This window comes from Polystyrenella longa, assembly GCF_007750395.1.
In the GTDB taxonomy this organism is placed as follows: domain Bacteria; phylum Planctomycetota; class Planctomycetia; order Planctomycetales; family Planctomycetaceae; genus Polystyrenella; species Polystyrenella longa.
This window is the reverse complement of the sequence record NZ_CP036281.1, coordinates 5,723,089-5,738,451: the sequence shown is the minus strand read 5'-3', so window position 1 is coordinate 5,738,451 and position 15,363 is coordinate 5,723,089. Positions and strand designations below refer to the sequence as shown.

The window sequence follows — 15,363 nt, the reverse complement described above, 5'->3', positions numbered from 1 at the left end:
CAGGGTAGTCCTTGATCGAATTCAACTTGAAGGGAGGGCGGGGACTCGGCGCGTACCATCGACGCATTTGTCGACCAACAGGCGCAATGAATTGGAGAGAACTGGTACACGAGAATCCTCAGAGAAGAAACATCAATGCACGTTCTTGAAATCAATTATTTAAGTAGTGATATGTATTTGAAACATGCTGAGACAAAGAGTGTCAGCTAGAAGAGAGTTAGGCAGCATAAAACAATCATTTGTTGATGAAGATGAATGAAGCCGATTAAGATAAACACGAATGTGCCACCTTCGTCGAATTCAATTCTTCTTCGAGATAACCCTGAGTATCACTCACAACAGGATGGTAGTGACGAGCGACAAGGTGAAGTTGTCGCCAATGTAAAACAGAATATTAGTCCATCACACAACTGGTTGGCGAAGGGTATGAAGTACGATTTGACTCTGGAGATATTTGCAAACGAGAAATCATGGCCAACAAAATATTAATCAGAAGTGTGAGGAGACTGCAGAATAATGCAAATTCAAGAATAGAGAAGATGCTTGAATAAATGAGATGTGAAATCAAGACACTCCCACAGATAATTGTTATTCAAAAAAAGATCAACCACATTTCATATGTTTAAAGGAATATTTAATTTAATATAATTACTCGTCACACAGCAATGCTTTAAGTAAGCCGAACTCGGTATCGTAAATACAATCGAACAAAGCTACGAATGAATATTGGCAGACGGCAATGACAAACATCTTGGGATGTGTCTTACCCGACACTGATAATTAATTTGCTTTGATGTTTCTGAAAATCAATAACAACAGTCTGGGTACTCTGGAAGCATGGGGTCTTCAGGCTACTTAATCGCTGAAAGATGAAGAGCGTTAGCATCGCAAAAGTGATACTCGAATAGGCCACCGAAGAGTTCTATGCGTTCAACGTTTCAGACGAGTCCATCAAACTTATCATCAGATACTGTGAATTAGGACCTATCCTGGAATTCGGTTGTGGCTGCAGTGAAGTCTGTAATACAAGACCGATAAGTCTCATTGGATACTTCTCTTTTCGCACTCTTGTCATGTTGTGCACTGGCGTTAAGTAATCTACCCTTTTAACGTTCTTCCCAATAAGTGTTGGCAGAAGAGGACAGTTCTGCCTCCCAATTTACACCTTTTAGACGTAGCGTCTATTTTATTAAGTTCGCCGTTCATGTTCAGGCTTATTAGGGTAAGGCATAGCGGTTTGACTTTATCCTGCTTTCTCAGGAAAGAACGGAATGGCTGAAAGCCACCATCGCAAGTCAAGATCAAATATGTCGATACCGAATTCGATTCAGACGAGGCATATCTTTTCAATCGGTTGCAAAATTGACATCGCTTTCCAGGATTTCGGAGAGGACATCAAACGAATCGCAATAATTATCGGTTCTAGTTCGACTTTCCAGCGTTTGCGGTAGCGGCGTAAGGCTCGACCATCTTGAGTCGGTTTCTTCTTACGATTCTTTTGTGGGGCGTGACTAATTCAATTCCTCGCCACCAGAAGAGTCGATGACGAAGGGCATCAATGTCGGCGATTTATCATAAAGCAATCGCTCTGGATTACGATAAGGAATAACGGTATGGTCGAGCAACGATTCACTCAGTTTCACTTCCTAGGGAGAAGCACTGTGAACCTCTGCACTCAGCGGTGTTCCGTGTCCATCAACGAACAGCATGATCTTGGAGCCCTTGCCACATTTGGACGGGCCAACACATTCCCCCCTTTTTTAGCAGGGGCAAACGTCCCTTCGGCCATTCCTTCGGACCAATCGAGTTCTCCCTCCCGTTGGAGTTTCTCTGCGAGCCGTTCCCAGGCGAGTCGAAATACTCCCGATTCGGTCCACTCTTTGAAACGTCTCCAGCAGGTTGTAAAAGAGGGAAACGATTTTGGTAAATCTTTCCATCGAGCGCCGGTTCGCAGCACCCACAGAATGCCTTCCAAGCATTCCCGAGGTGGTGCCTGCGGCCGCCCCCCCGCTCGAGTGGGCCCCTCCCAGGGAAAGAGGTCTTCGATCAACAGCCATTGCTCATCAGTGAGTTCCGTAACACAGTCCGTCCTGGACGCTGCGAGATACCGTTCGAGTGAGGGGTACAGTTCCAGCGTCATGTCCATTGTTAAGTCTCCTTTCAGGAGACGTGACAATGCAATCAACAGGCCAAACTGTTCAGTATCTCTATGGTTTTGAAACTGCCTCTATAGTTCTCGGAAGACAAACTATATCATCTACGCTCCCGAATGTATCAATAGCTTTTATTATGTCTTGAGTAGAATTTCCTTTCGCGAACCAAAATATGAAGCGAGCTTAAGATGCCGAGTACCTGGTTTATTAAAGAGAATGAAGGCATTTCAGGACCCTTCGCCGGATCCGAGATGAAAAGATTCCTTAAGGAAGGGCGTATAAAACGAGATACATTGCTCTCCAAGGATGCGTCCACCAAGAAATGGATCGCGGCTGGGCGACTGAGCAGCCTCTTTCCTCAACAATCCGCGTCTACACTCAATGAATCTACTGGCGAAAGTTGTTTTAAAACATCCGAGTTTGAATTGAGACTGGAAAACCAACTAGAATCTGTTGAAACGTCTTCATCGGAATCTGGCCCCGTTCCTTCAGTGGATAATCCAGACGAGTTGGATATAGAATCGGACAGCCCTCCACCCTCCCTTCCGTTGGAGCCAGTGATGGGTGATATTCAGGTTGCAGCTTACCCTGCAAATCTCTCACCGGATCAGACGCAGCCCTGGCCTCAGCATTATCCGCAAGGGCCGGTCTATTCTCCCGGAGTGCCTCACCCCCATCAGTTAGCAATAAATAGTCCACACGCAATGCATCCTGTGGCATCCTCGCCTCAGGATTTAGTGACGTCTGGTCCAAGCCTAACTGGGCGTAAGACTAAAACAGTGCTTTGGCTAGGTATCGGAATTCCCACCGCTATTTCTCTGCTGGTGGTATTGGTGTTTGGGGCATGGTACCTAGGTCGTAATCAGGCGACCGACGCACCCACTAGAGCTCATGGTGTTGTTCAGTCAGCACCGGATACTGCCGTGTTCGAATCTCAATTGGAGGATTTACGGAAACGCAGAGAGGCGTTGGAACATGATATTCGAGAGCTGAAGACTGAAAAAGATGATCTGAATTCTGAAAAACGCAAACTGAGCGAAGAGCAAAAAAGACTGACGGAGGAGTTGAAAGATCTCACTTCAAAGTTGGAGTCTATTCACGATTGGCAATCGGTGGAATTCGCTTTCGTCAACCCGACAGCCATGGTGGGAGGAGTGCGAGTTGACGAGGATGGGAAATTCAGACTTGTGAAAAAAGATACAAGTAACTTTGCACCGCAAATAATTCATCTGCTGAGAAAGAGCGATATTCCACGTATTGGAATCGACAAAAAACTGACTCAACGCATACTGCAGGAAACCGAAGAGGGGGAACCACTGTCGGACATACTTCAGTCAGAAGCCGGGAAGTACTGGAAGAAGTACAAGATCGTCCCCTTCGATCGAGTAGGTGTCGACAGTGTGAAGTTCGTCGCCTTTGATGACCTCTCGCAAAAGAAACGTCGGGTGGGATTCTTTCAGGGGATTGAAGGTAATGAATTGAAGTTTTTCGGTATTGGAAACAAAAGCGTCATCAGCATTCCGCGAGATCAGATTCGGATCGGGAGTCTGACGATTGGCAGGAAGAACGACATTATCCCGAAGCTCAATACATCCGACTTTCTAGAATACGCGGCACTCAGCATCGCGCAAGCGATCGAATTACCGAAGGAAGAGAGTTATGTGAATCTCGCAATTCACGTGCAGGTTGATGACTACGCCAGAGATTCTGGTAAACCCGAGATGCCTGATCCGCATTTTAAAACACCGTGGATCGACACATTAGCAAAGTATGGAAAATGGAGCTACGAATATAACGAATGGAAAAAGAAACCACCCACCCTCGAGCGTGCAAAGGCATATTTGGAAGACGAGCTTTATGCTGTATTGAATGGGTTAAACCTGAGTGTACTCGAACGTGAATATAAGATGTCACTGTTTCACGAACTCAATGAATTGCTGAAGTTAGGATTATCAATTATTGATCCTGATGTACTTCATATGGATTCTGTGGAAAACGCTATTCCGTTGAGCAGTTTATTTAATGCGACACACGTCGTTATTGCTGAGTTGAAGCCTGCTCGAGACGGCGGGGAATATCATTTGTCGATTCGTCTGGTCGAGGTGGGGACGCGCCAGGTACTTTGGGCGGGACAATCTGATCGCGTACGAGACAGTGGCATGTTGACGCGGCAATATTACTTGAGCTCCGGGCAAACGGCCTTGCTCACCCCAGTAAATGATGAAAAGGTGCAGAAATCATTCGTCGGTGTTGAAAAAAGAAGAATCATTGATCCGGGACAGGGATTCGAAGAGTCGAATTATCAGAAATCAGGATATATCGTCTATTTGGAATCAGCCCTCAAGGACGACACAGTTATCTACCGCACGCTGTTTGAAAAAACACTTCATCACGTATCTGCGGATAATGTTTCAATTAAATTAATTGACGATTTCAACGAAGTCCCTCCAAATCAGTTTAACAGATACCTGTTGAGCCGAATTGTCAGTGGATTCATGCCCAGTGCCGGACGAATTACTAAAATCGATAACGATGAGGTTACTTTTTCGCTTGGAAAGGGAAAACGAATTCGTCCGGGAGACCGGATGTATGTGTTGAGACCAGTGGGAAATAACACAAGTATTGGGGATCCTGAGGTAGAAAAATCCCAAGAGGAGATGCTGTCGCGGGAGTTGATCGTTACTGAAGTTTATGACAATCACTGCACCGCTGTTGCTAGCGATACCGGGGCGGAAGACTGGTGGCCTGAAAACAGCTTTCTTGATATCGACGACATTGTTATTCATTCCACTAACAAAAGACACGTAGGCGGATTGATCTCCCTCATTTGGGAGCCACCGCCACCTGGATCCCCCAACCACAAACGTCTCCGCAACCGAAATAAAGCGATGCGTTCTTACCTTGAAACTATGGATGCCATAAAGACATTAGATCGCATATTATATGAAGGTCTGATTAAACTGAACGTCCCAATGGTTCGAATTGCAGCCAATGACATCGGCGATGATGAACGTACTTCATTCATCAGTCGCCCGACAGATCGTAAATCTTATGAGGAAAAATGCATTGAGGCGATGCAACGCGCCGGTGCTACTCACGTCGTAGGCGGTTATATTAACCACTGGGACACTAATAAATATCGGATCAAATACGGAATACTGCCTGTCAGCAAATCGGGAGCTTCACGCGAATTCACAGAGGTTAGTGAATTTGAGCTTCTGGAAGCGCACTTGCGATAACTTGACAGCTCGTTATTCTTTTCCACTCACTCATTCTCCAAACTGCAACGGAGACCAGGCGTCCGCCTACGCGAGTCGAACCATAGGGAGCTTAATGCTGAGATTCGGAAGAACTTCCATCCCGAGTTGCTTTTTTCTTCCGACTCTTCTTGTATAGCGAGATCAGTTCGATTCTTCGCAAACAGAACAACTGATGCCTTTGCGAATCACTGTCGGTCGCTTTGGCATAAATCAATCGCTCCGGATCATGGTAAGGAATGATTGAGCAACAGCTCAATCAATTTCACTATAGCATCTGATGCTTAGCCCTTTCAAAGGTTTGGAATCGATACCGAATCATCCGGCGGATTCCCCGTCGGGAAAGAAGTTGTTTGTTGTTTAGAGATGACCAACTTGAATCACGAGTTTGCCGGAATTATTGCCTTCCAGAAGTCCAATAAATGCATCCGGGGCGTTCTCAAGACCTTCCCTGATCTCTTCTCGAACTTTGATTTTGCCTTCGTTAACCCAACTATCCATCGTCTTCGCGAATTCGCCGTAATGTGAACCGTAGTCTTCGAAAATGATAAACCCTTGCATTTTAATTCGCTTGATCAAGAGTGTTTTTGTTAACAGCGAAAGACGATCTGGTCCAGGCGGCAGTTCTGTATCGTTGTAATGGGCGATCAGTCCGCACAGTGGAACACGTGCTTTCGTGTTGAGCAGCGGAAGAACTCCGTCAAAGACCTTGCCTCCAACATTCTCAAAGTAAATATCGATGCCTCGTGGACAGGACGCAGCAAGTTGCTCGGCAAAGTTCTCGGCGTGATGATCGATGCAAGCGTCAAATCCCAATTCATTGACTGCGACACGGCACTTTTGTTCGCCGCCAGCAACTCCAACAACACGGCATCCCTTGAGTTTTGCGATCTGTCCAACGACCGATCCGACCGCTCCAGTTGCCGCGGCCACAACTACAGTCTCCCCAAGCTGAGGCTGACCGATATCCAAGAGCCCCATATATGCGGTGAACCCTGGCATGCCTAATACACCGAGAGCACGCGATGGGTGTTTCAAGCTCGGGTCAAGCCGAACAAGTCCAGTGCCGTCAGAAACGGTGTAGTCCTGCCAGCCGCTGTTGGCCAGAACGAGATCGCCTTCTTCAAACTCAGGGTGATTTGATCGTTCTACGCGGCTAACGGTACCGCCAACCATGACTTCATCCAATGCGACTGGCTCTGCGTAGGAGGGACCTTCACTCATCCGTCCTCGCATGTAAGGATCTAGCGATAAATAGATCGTACGTAAAAGGAATTCACCAGCCGCTGGTTCCGGGACACTTGTTTTCTCCATTCGAAAGTCCGAGGGCTTCGGTGCGCCTTGCGGGCGAGAGTTAAGGACAATCCGTCGGTTTTGGTCTTGGCTTTGAAACATGTTCGGAAATCCTTACTCGTGATTCGATCTATAGGTTCTTGCTTCGTTCACATTTGTCTTTATTAAAGCAATTCTATCGTTGAATTCGGAATAAGGGAAACAGATATAGTTTCTTCCACTACCCGTTCTGATCAGAAGAAATCTAAAAATCGTCGACATCAGCAATACAGAATGGCGGTGACGTCGAAAACAACTTCTCACGGGTGGCTGATTCTGTGGACGTCAAACACTCCTCATTAACTCGATAACATTTAAATCTTGAACAGGTGACAAGAGTAACCCTGGCAGGCAATGGGAACTCCGCTGTTAGCGGGATCGGCAAGAACGCTGGAGATACAGGTCATGTTTTCACACGTCGTCTCTCTTCTGCAGGTGTAATGACAGGTGAGGAAGTGTTGGTGAACTCCGAAACCATTGGTCTACAGGAGAGCCCGTCGGTGGTAGCGACTTTGTCTTCTGGTCTCAACAGAACACGGGGAACGACTACGACTTAAACTTCGCCGTTGCGATGACATTGACACAGCGATCAGTGATTCTGAAGTTATCAACGAGGAACTCCCCGGTCGTCAATGGAATCCAACCGTCGCTCAACGCAGGACGCCGGATGGTGATCAATTCTTGATTATCTGGAGTGGAATCGGTATCGGTGACACGGCCGGAGTCTTTATGCGACAACTCATCTTCGAAGAACCTGTCGAACTACTTGCTCTGTCTGAAATGAGTGATGCCGTCTTCGCGGAAATCCTGGATGAGATATTGGTGTAAGGACCAAAATAGATCTGGATTATTTTGCAAACGATTGCAAAATGAATCATGGTTGAGTACGGTCAACTATAGCTCTCGAAGAAATGGCGATCACTGGTTTTGCACAGAACATCCATGTCAGAGTTCTTGTCAGACTTTAAAAAATTGAACTTCTATCAAAGTCTATAAATAGAGTGTTTACTGGAATCCAAGAGATTTCGCTGCACTAAACCAACCTGGCTGTAAGACCTTGTTAAATAAGCGTTTGGGACAAACTATGGAGAGAGCATGCCATTCGAATCAGGTACGATGTTGCCTGCGATAGCTCTTAAACCAGCCACATCGCGTTAAAGCAGAGATACCACGCTCAGCTATTCAATTAATCATGATTCCAGTCGTAGTCGAGGTAGTTAATGACCGGGGGATTGCCCCGGTTGAGAGACATGATTCCTGGGATTTCTGGTGAGAACTCGATTGTATCGACTTTCAGATAATCGTCGATCTTTAGAAACTGATTGGTCTTCACGTTCCAGATCTTCAAACGATTATCTTCCGCGATCACGACGAGTGATCGTCCATCTGGCGAGAACTTTAATTCCCAGGGATTGGTGTCAAATCCTAGCAGCATCGACAGCTGCTGGTGTGTAGTCATATCCCAGAGCAATACCTTACGGTCTGAGCATGCCGCGACCTTATCGTCAGTCGGTGCAAAGTCAATGCAACGAAAATGTCCCTTAGGTATCTGAAAGGTCGTCGTATTCTGGTTGTCTAGGTGCCGGATCATAAGGCGGCTGTCGATTCCACAGGAAATCCAGTTGTGCTGATTCGCAAATGCAAAACAGTCAACGTCTGTGTCTGGACCAAAAGGAAAACTTTCCTCTCCCGTGCTCAAATTCAAGAGAGACAAGTAACGTCCAGGTTCCCGTCCGGGGGGATCGATCTGTATGATTCCGACGTATTCTCCGTTGAAAGAAACTTGAATATCTTCGATTGTTGCGGACGCAGCCAGCGTCCATGTTTTGACCGTTTTTAATGTTTCAGGATCTCGTGACTGAAGAGAACCGTGCTGTGTTCCAGTAAAGAGCAAGTGGCCATCTGAAGAGAACTTGACGCAAGTGACTTCAGGGGCGTGAATGTTTTTTTCCAATTGAAAGAGGCCTTCGGTGAAACCGTGGACTTCCAAGTGTTGGTCTTCTTTTAAAGCAACCAAACGATTGCCTCCGACGGACATGGTTCTCGTTCCAACATTGGACTCAATCTGATTATGCTTATCATTAAGGATTTGAATCGTCTCACGATTAGATTCGCTCGCGACAGATAATTTCCCATGCTCTCCAACGGACACAATGTTGCCATTCGACTGGGTCACGATATCGATTGACTCTCCACGACGTAATAACCTGGTACTATCCAGTTTGAGAATACGTTCGGATGACTCTTGCTGGGACGCGAACAGGTGCGTTTCATTATTGGGACTGAGGAGCGAGGAAAGATCCCAACAGCAGATTTCTCCTACCCCTTCGTTGAAGGTATATAACCTCTGGTTATCAGTGGAGAAAGTCAAATAGGACGTCGGGACGGGGCGCCGCCAGATAATTTGCTCGCGGTTCAGGTCCCACAGGTAGACTGTCCCGTCGTTATCCTCGGCTGAAGTCGCCAGCCATAGTCCGTTCGGCGAGTATTGGATGCACTTGATGTGATTACTATCATGCTCTAATGCTTGAGTGCTTTCAGCAGAATCGTCTCCTTGTGTATGCCAAAACTCGATCTCGTTCCCACTGGACCGGGCGATTGCGAGAACAGATTCGTCTGGTGAAAAGTCCATGTCTTCGATCCCGTGATTATTTCCAGGCAGATCGCCGATCTTATTTTTTGTGCCTACATCGTAGAGGAGGATGTCGCAATTGTACGAGCCAACTGCAACGAAACTATCTTTATTGGAAACCGCGATAACATCACTTTGCTCCAGATTACGGTAATTCAAATCGTCTGCTTTGAAAGGTTGATCTATGTGTGTCCCCTTCCAACTGTCGGCAAATATGATTCTTCCAGATCCAATTGAGCTTATCAGAGATCGACTGTCGTTAGTATACTCCAATGCGAAACATCTCTTGGCTAGATAGGACATCTTAACGTGATGGGACCATTTTCCGTCTTCAAGATGGAATACCTCCGTCAGGAATGTTAACCATTTTCCATCCGGACTGAAACATAATAGGTCTTCGTCAGGTCCCCGACTATAGTCAGGGTTGAGGAGGTCGGCCGTAGCCGGGAAGTCCAATGTTTGCCGTTCGCGGGTCTGCAAGTTTAAAAAAGAAACCTCACCTTTGTGGTAGATGCAGGCCCATGTACCATTGGGATGAACATCAAAGCCTCCGGGACGGGATGGTTCAGGGGTAGTCCAGCGATCCATTGGGGTTAATGAATCAGCCACTTCTTGTCCCGCATTATTCTGGTCAGAAATACTCCAGATATGCACCAGACCCGAGACGTCTGCAGTGAATAATCTCGACCCCTCAGAATCAAATCGAATCGACGTGATTTCATCCCTGTGACTCGCCACATCCTCGTGTTTTTTAGTCAGTAGGTCTTCGCGGGAGATAAGACCTTGTTTTCTGCCATAATACAGAAAACGACTGTCCGGAGAAAAAGTCAGGGCAGTGACAGAGACCCGGCTATTCTCCTGGGGGATGGATTTCTTCAGGACAAGGCGTTGTTCGACGAGATCGTAAACGAGGAGTTTATGATCTCGACTGATCGAAGCGAGTAGCCTCTCGGAACTATTTATTGTTGAGATAACGATCCTGTCGTCGTGATGTTTGAGTTCGTCTAGATTTTCACCAGTGTCGGAGTGCCAAATGTTGAACTCTTTGTCGCGTGCATGGCTGATGATTCGGCTATCGTCCTTGAAGAAACTCGCAGAATAAACGACCCCATCGTGTGCGGGAATGGTTAATAATTGCTCCCCATTTTGGCAATTCCACACACAGATAGAACCATTGTCTTCCGCCGAAACGAGACGTGAGCCCTCCTTTGAGAAATCCAAGTCGTTTATTTCACTCTGATTAGTGAGTATCGTCTTCTGCACTGAAAAGTCGAGGGCGTTGACAAGATAGATTACGGCCTCCTGTCCGGCGACCGCAAGAAGTCGTCGATCATCGCATTCGGCGATGCAGTACAGGGGTTTATTCGAAAGAGGCATCGATGTCGAATCGCCTTGGATGCGTTGCATCAAAAGGGGCCATTCAAAACCTCGATAATCTTTACTACTCGTTTTGAACTTGTCTGCTTTCAGGATTTCCATCGCAGACGATAGGTCATAATCCTGGTAGGCCCTGAACCCAAGTGCGAATGAAGATGCGTAAGTAGTTTCGATTGCCTGATCCAGAGACTCTTCCGCGACTTTTTGGCTCGCTTCCATTTTGCGAACGGCATCGGAAACCTTAGCAAGTATAACGATACTCATGATGAGCATCAGGGCCATGCCGGCTACAATAGCTGCCGCAGCACTTCGATGACGTGAGATCCATTTAATGATGTGCTCTGAAGGCCCTGGTCTTTTAGCAAGTACGGGTTTATTTTCCAGAAATCTACGAAGGTCGTCTGCGAGCAGGGAGGCAGATACATAGCGATCCTCACTCGATTTTTCGATTGACTTCAGAATAATCGTTTCCAAATCAAGCGGGATCGCCGGATTATATATTCGGCAGGAGAACGGTTGTTCCTGTTCGATGCGGAACATTATTTCTTCTATAGAACCACTCTCAAACGCTGACTTCAAAGTAAGTAACTCGTATAGTGTGATTCCCAGTGAATAGATGTCGGTACGGTGATCGACGAATCGTTTGTTACCTGGGATCTGCTCAGGACTCATGTAACGGGGAGTACCAAGTAGCTGGTGAGTGGCCGTCATTGTGAGGTTATCATCGAGTTTGGCAACACCGAAGTCACCAATTCGCATTTTCCCTTCGCGATCTATCAGTATATTTGAGGGCTTAATGTCACGATGAATGATGCCTCGATCGTGGACGTATTGCAGAGCGTCTGCCAGGCAGATGAATTGCTGCACCACATTCCGAATGAACTCTGGCGACTTGATATCGGTTCCCCCAAAAATGTCTCTGGGATAGTTCTCGCAGTAGTTGTTCATCTTATTGGAGAGATTAACAACAAACGAGCTCTCCTCATCAGGACTGACGTGCAGGGGATGTTCTTTAAAGTCAGTCTCAACCGTGGTCGCACAAACTTCCGTTGTTGATCGGCTTCGTTGATCGACCAAACGCTGGATTAAATTCGCCAGATTGATTCCGTCAATCAGAGGCATCACTAGATAAAACGAGTTACCACAGTGACCACAGGTCAGTACCGGAATGATTTGCGGATGATCCATGCGGCTCAGGGCCATAGCTTCATTCGTAAAACGCTGAAACACTCCGTCGGCTGGCTGCATTCCTGTATTGATCAGCTTAAACGCTACCCTGCGTTTGAGGGATATCTGTTCGGCGGCGTACACTGTACCCATGCCACCTCGTGCGATGACGTGCTCGAGATAAAAGTCACCGAGAATTGTGCCTGGTGATACGGGCTCGAAAACTGGGGCAGACACTTCCTGAAAATAATTCGAGTCCTGTTGATCGAGAAGACGGGAGAGAACTTCCCTGCATTCGGGCTCTTCAGAAAGTCGTGAATTTTCCAGAGCTTCGTGAACCTCAATTTCCAGATTCGAATCGTTCGATGTGGACTGTTCGGACCGAAACACTTCGTAGCAATAATCGCAGCTGGAAACGTGATCAAGGAAATCGTTCAATTCCTGGCTATTGAATTGTTCAGTACGAAGCTCAGGTATCGTTCTGGAATTGGGACAACTCATCAAAAGTTCCGGTGAAAGGATGATTTAGGGAGTAACGGGCAATAGTCTCCCTTCTTTACATCTAACGAACCGTTGTCACGTTACTCTGGTTTTTGTTTGTGTTGAACGTACAAAAGTTCAATTTGCAGGAGCACTCTACGGCGTGCCATACGGACCGCTGCAGCACTGATTCCCAGTCTACGGCCTATCTGATCGGAGGTCTCCACATTGGCTTCCGTCATCTCGAAGGCCTGCCATGTCTTGCCTGACACCGAGTTCTTAACATCCTGAAGAATCTTCACTAACGCCTGCTGACGCTCATCAGGAATTGCCTGGTCAATCTTGTGCTCGGAATCTGCAACGTCTGATTGCTGTTGTGTGGTGATCTCTTCTAACTTGTTGCGTTTACGACAAAAGTCGATCACTTTATTACGAGTGACCGCATTGAGCCACTTACGAAAAGAACCTTTATGTTGCCGCTCGAATGATTGCAGGCTGCGATGCACTTCCAGCAAAACGATCTGCATGATATCTGCTGCATCAGCAGACTGTATGCCCGATCGACGAATAGATTGGTAGATGAATGGCCCGTAAGTCTCCACTAGCTGATTCCATGATTGGTCATTGTTCTGTCCCGCTTCTTTCAAAAGTGCCCGTATCGTAAATTTATTTAGCCGACGTTGAAAACGAGAGATTCCAATTGGTTATGTTCCAGACGAGGGACGGATTTCGAACGAGATTCGTTTAGCGACCTGAGGATTATCATCAGAATCGATCCGAAACTGACCTTGCGAGCGCAGCGGTAGCGCGGATCGTTACAAGAATTGTGGTCTGTGAGCGAAGCGGTTTCACGCAGCGTCGCGATAGTAATACTTGAGCAGACCGCCGAGACGTTTGCGGCATTCGATTTTACCTGCGATGCTTCCGACTTCTTCACCAGGTTCAATCAACTGATTGTCGAGTCCCTGATGATTCCGCCCGGAATGGTAATGTGCAACGTATTCCTTCAGCCGTATCGTAAATTTATTCAGCCGACGTTGAAAACCAGTGATTCCAACTGGTTCCATCGCTTACGAGCGACGGATTTCGAACGAGATTCGTTTAGCGACCTAAACGCTACTATCAGATTTGACGCGAAAATGACCGTCCGAGCGCAGCGGTAACGGAGAATCACTACACGAGGACCGACATCGATTCGAGGCTGATTCAAGCTGCGTCGCGGTAGTAATACTTGAGCAAACCACCGAGACGTTCGCGGCATTCAACTTTACCGGCGAAGCATCCAACGTCTTCATCAGGATCAATCAGCTGATTGTCGAGTCCCTGATGATTCCGCTCGGAATGGTAATGGGCAACGTATTCTTTCAGCGTTCGTTCGAGTGAGTGCTGACCGAAGAAGATCATCTTTCTCAGGCATTCGCTTTTCAGACTTCTCATGAATCGTTCGAGATGTGCATTCATGTTCGGACTCTTCGGCGGAAGCAGCACCGGTTCGATTTCAGTCTGGTTCTTCAGGAAAGAACGCAGCGGCTGGAAACAAGTATCGCGATCAAGAATCAGATGGGAGGCGTTTTCCAGGAAGCCATCGTCGCCGGTGAGGTTACGTCCAACCTGTGTCGCCCATTGTTTGTTGGGGTTTGTCGTAATCCCCGCGATCTCAACGCGTCGTGACTTCAACTCCATCACCACCATGACGTAGAACGTCGTCAGACCGGTCTTCGTCCAGACTTCTACCGTGGTGAAGTCAACGGCGAATATCGCTTCCCAATGAGCTTTCAGGAACGTCTGCCAGGACATTGAAGCGGGACGATCTGGGGCAGGCTCGATACCGTTCGCCTTCAGCACATTCCGCACGGTGGTGTCGGTGATGTGAAAACCAACATTGGACAAAGCACCCTGAATTCGATCAGTTCCCCACGTGGGATTCTCTTTCGCAAACCTCAAGATCAGTTCGACGATCTCCGTTCGAATACGAGGTCGACCAACTTGTTTCTTCTCCGACGAGTAGTCCCATTTCCTGGCAATCAACTCCCGGTGCCAGCGGAGAATGGTATCGGGAGTGAAGATCGCGCCGAGTTCACTTAGCAACTTCCGGCCCAGCATTTTCCCTTTGACCGCCAGGCGACGACGCTCGTTATCGTTCAGCAGGACCCGTTTCTTGCCAACCTTTTCCCGGAGGATGCTATTTTCGGTCTTGAGGTATTCAATCGCCAATTGTTGTTCACGATTCACCCAACTTGCCAGAGCGAATACCAGCAGGTGCCAGGGCTGCATCACAAATTCCATCTAATCAGTTACCAAAGTGAAGGGGAGGGTTACTTTGGAACTATAGCCATTCTCTGAACCCTGGCACTCGCGAAACGTGTATCGCTGACAGTCTTCACGACCGGTGACAACGATTGTACTGAATGCGGCGGCGAGCGTTGCTACCAACTCGTCTGAGAACACATGCCGTCAGAGTTTCACAGCACCCTTGATTTACAGTGTCTTGAGTTCGGCTGAGTTTTTTTACGGTACGGACTTACGTGGAAATCAATAAAGACGCGGAACAGTACCCTTGATATATCGTGACATTACGATACAATGAGGTAAGGAGATTTGAAATGGTAACAAAAACCAATAAGAAGTCTAAACATACTGTTGACATGGATGCGTTTACCAAGGCGGCGGAATGCCTGAAAACACTGGCGCATCCCGTGCGGCTACGATTTGTGCAATTGTTGCTGCATGGTCGGTATACTGTTGGCGAACTGGCAGAGGATTGTGACGTTCCAGACAACGTGGCCTCAGAGCATTTGCGACTGATGCAGCGATGTGGGTTCTTTACGAGCGAAAGGGAAGGACGCCGCGTATATTACCAAGTTGCGGAGCCGCATTTAGCCAATATCATTAAATGTGTAGAAGATCGTTTTTTGGGAGATTAAAATCTCACTTTTTCTCTCGCAAATATATCGTATTATTGCGA

Annotated in this window: 9 protein-coding genes; 3 read left to right on the top strand and 6 right to left on the bottom strand. The window is 47.2% G+C overall.

Features of this window, described 5'->3' with window-relative positions:
- Positions 1 to 1,675: 1,675 nt before the first annotated feature.
- Complete coding sequence (locus Pla110_RS20990; RefSeq protein ID WP_144998922.1) at positions 1,676 to 2,146, bottom strand: transposase; 471 nt, start codon at positions 2,144 to 2,146, stop codon at positions 1,676 to 1,678.
- Positions 2,147 to 2,341: 195 nt separating this feature from the next.
- Here Pla110_RS20990 and Pla110_RS20985 point away from each other — a divergent pair, with 195 nt between their 5' ends.
- Positions 2,342 to 5,392 carry a DUF4339 domain-containing protein gene (locus Pla110_RS20985; RefSeq protein ID WP_144998920.1) on the top strand — a complete coding sequence of 1,017 codons (3,051 nt, stop codon included), beginning with the start codon at positions 2,342 to 2,344 and terminating at the stop codon, positions 5,390 to 5,392.
- A gap of 378 nt (positions 5,393 to 5,770) precedes the next feature.
- On the opposite strand, the gene Pla110_RS20980 is transcribed toward Pla110_RS20985, so the two are convergent.
- Entirely contained in the window at positions 5,771 to 6,805 is a 1,035-nt protein-coding gene (locus Pla110_RS20980; protein ID WP_144998918.1) for an NADP-dependent oxidoreductase, read from the bottom strand.
- 618 nt (positions 6,806 to 7,423) lie between these two features.
- Here Pla110_RS20980 and Pla110_RS22775 point away from each other — a divergent pair.
- Positions 7,424 to 7,570, top strand: coding sequence for a hypothetical protein (locus tag Pla110_RS22775; RefSeq protein WP_197440368.1), 147 nt, complete (start codon positions 7,424 to 7,426; stop codon positions 7,568 to 7,570).
- A gap of 358 nt (positions 7,571 to 7,928) precedes the next feature.
- On the opposite strand, the gene Pla110_RS20975 is transcribed toward Pla110_RS22775, so the two are convergent.
- From Pla110_RS20975 to Pla110_RS20960, 4 genes are all read right to left on the bottom strand, one after another.
- Positions 7,929 to 12,419: a protein kinase domain-containing protein gene (locus Pla110_RS20975; RefSeq protein WP_144998916.1), complete on the bottom strand. Its 4,491-nt coding sequence runs from the start codon at positions 12,417 to 12,419 to the stop codon at positions 7,929 to 7,931.
- An 80-nt stretch (positions 12,420 to 12,499) separates the two neighbouring features.
- Positions 12,500 to 13,045, bottom strand: coding sequence for an RNA polymerase sigma factor (locus tag Pla110_RS20970; RefSeq protein ID WP_261342287.1), 546 nt, complete (start codon positions 13,043 to 13,045; stop codon positions 12,500 to 12,502).
- Positions 13,046 to 13,246: 201 nt separating this feature from the next.
- Positions 13,247 to 13,465 carry a hypothetical protein gene (locus Pla110_RS20965; RefSeq protein ID WP_144998912.1) on the bottom strand — a complete coding sequence of 73 codons (219 nt, stop codon included), beginning with the start codon at positions 13,463 to 13,465 and terminating at the stop codon, positions 13,247 to 13,249.
- A gap of 139 nt (positions 13,466 to 13,604) precedes the next feature.
- Positions 13,605 to 14,672, bottom strand: a complete 1,068-nt coding sequence (locus Pla110_RS20960) for an integrase core domain-containing protein (RefSeq protein WP_144998910.1) — start codon at positions 14,670 to 14,672, stop codon at positions 13,605 to 13,607.
- A gap of 329 nt (positions 14,673 to 15,001) precedes the next feature.
- On the opposite strand from Pla110_RS20960, the gene Pla110_RS20955 reads away from it, so the two are divergent.
- Positions 15,002 to 15,322 (top strand): ArsR/SmtB family transcription factor, encoded by a 321-nt coding sequence (locus tag Pla110_RS20955; RefSeq protein ID WP_144998908.1) that lies wholly within the window; start codon positions 15,002 to 15,004, stop codon positions 15,320 to 15,322.
- The last annotated feature ends 41 nt before the right edge of the window (positions 15,323 to 15,363 follow it).